Annotated in this window: 2 protein-coding genes; both read right to left on the reverse strand. The window is 76.7% G+C overall.

Annotation, left to right across the window (positions count from 1 at the left end; genetic code table 11):
- A partial coding sequence (locus tag HLB15_RS23590; RefSeq protein ID WP_212760291.1) for a serine/threonine-protein kinase occupies positions 1-860 on the reverse strand: 860 nt, incomplete at its 3' end.
- On the reverse strand, positions 857-1,493 hold a 637-nt coding region (locus HLB15_RS23595; RefSeq protein ID WP_171109198.1), incomplete at its 5' end, for a hypothetical protein. The genes HLB15_RS23590 and HLB15_RS23595, both read right to left, overlap by 4 nt.

Here is a 1,493-nt window from a genome sequence, read left to right on the forward strand (position 1 = left end):
CGCTCGGCGACGAGGGCGCCGACGCCGTCGGGCAGGCGCCAGGGCACGACCCGGCCCGCCGGCGGGCGCAGCCCGTCGAGCACGGCGTCGAGGCCGGGCCGGGCGGCGGGGTCCTTGGCGAGGCAGGCGGCGACGACGTCGCGCAGACCGGCGGGGACGGCGGTGAGGTCGGGCTCCTCGTGCACCACGCGGTAGACGACGGCCTCGGTCGGCCCGCCGCCGAACGGGCTGCGCGCGGAGCACGCGTAGGCCAGGACGCAGCCGAGGGCGAAGACGTCGGACGCCGCCGACGCCTCCTGTCCGCGCACCTGCTCGGGCGACATGTACGCGGCGGTGCCGAGCACGTCGCCCGACGTCGTCACGGAGGTCGCGTCGACGGCGCGGGCGATGCCGAAGTCGATGACGCGGGGCCCGTCCGCGGTGAGCAGCACGTTGGCGGGCTTGAGGTCGCGGTGCACGAGCCCGGCCGCGTGGACGGCCGCGAGCCCGCCGACGAGCGCGGCGCCCAGCGCCCGCACGGCCTCCTCGTCGAGCACGCCGGCGCGCGCGACGGCCTCCTGCAGGGACGGGCCCGCCACGTAGGCGGTCGCCATCCAGGGCCGCGCGGCGTAAGCGTCGGCGTCGACCACCTCGGCGGTGTGGAAGCCGCCCACGCGGCGGGCCGCCTCGACCTCGCGGGCGAACCGGGTCCGGAACTCGTCGCCGGCGGCGAGGCCGTCGTGGATCACCTTGACGGCGACCACGCGCCCGGCGCGCGACCGGCCGACGAACACCTGGCCCATGCCTCCGGCGGCCAGGCGCCCGAGCAGGACGTAGGGGCCGGCGTGCGCGGGGTCGCCGGCCCGCAGCGGCTCGATCACGAGCCCGCTCCCGCGCCGTCCACGCCGAGCTCCTCGAGCGTGTCCTGGTAGTCCTGCCAGGCCTGCTCCTGCTGCTCCTGGCTCTCCTTCCGGGCGTCGTCCATCATCTCCCGGAACTTCTCGGGCACGCGGTTGCAGCCGACGATGCGCGGGCCGCTCATCTCGGCCACGACCTCGCCGTCCACGAGGATCCGGCAGGACAGGGTGACGGTCGCGACCGTGGGGTCGTACTCGGTGAGCGAACCCTGGTAGGCGCGCAGGTCGATGCTGCTCTCCTCGACCTCGCCGCGCGCGGTCACGGTGGTGGTCCAGGGCAGCTCGACCGCGACGCCCCGCTCGCCCAGGTCGGTCTCGAGGTCGAGGAAGCCCTCGCTGTAGAACGACTCGCCGATCCCGGACGGCCCGAGCCGGCCGTTGTACTCGACGCGGGCCGGGTCGCCGCCGTCGGCCTCCGTGTCGACGTCGGCGTCGACGTCGACCTCGAGCGTGATCTCGTGGGTCTCCGCCGGCAGGACCGTCTGCAGGTTGCCGACCGCGGACGGGAACGTGGCGCCGGGCCCCGGACCGGCGTCGCGCGCGGTCAGGGCGCTCGTGGCGGCGACGGCGGCGCCCGCGCCGACGGCGACGCCGACG

The sequence above is a fragment of the Promicromonospora citrea genome, assembly GCF_013004695.1.
GTDB classification, from domain to species: domain Bacteria; phylum Actinomycetota; class Actinomycetes; order Actinomycetales; family Cellulomonadaceae; genus Promicromonospora; species Promicromonospora citrea.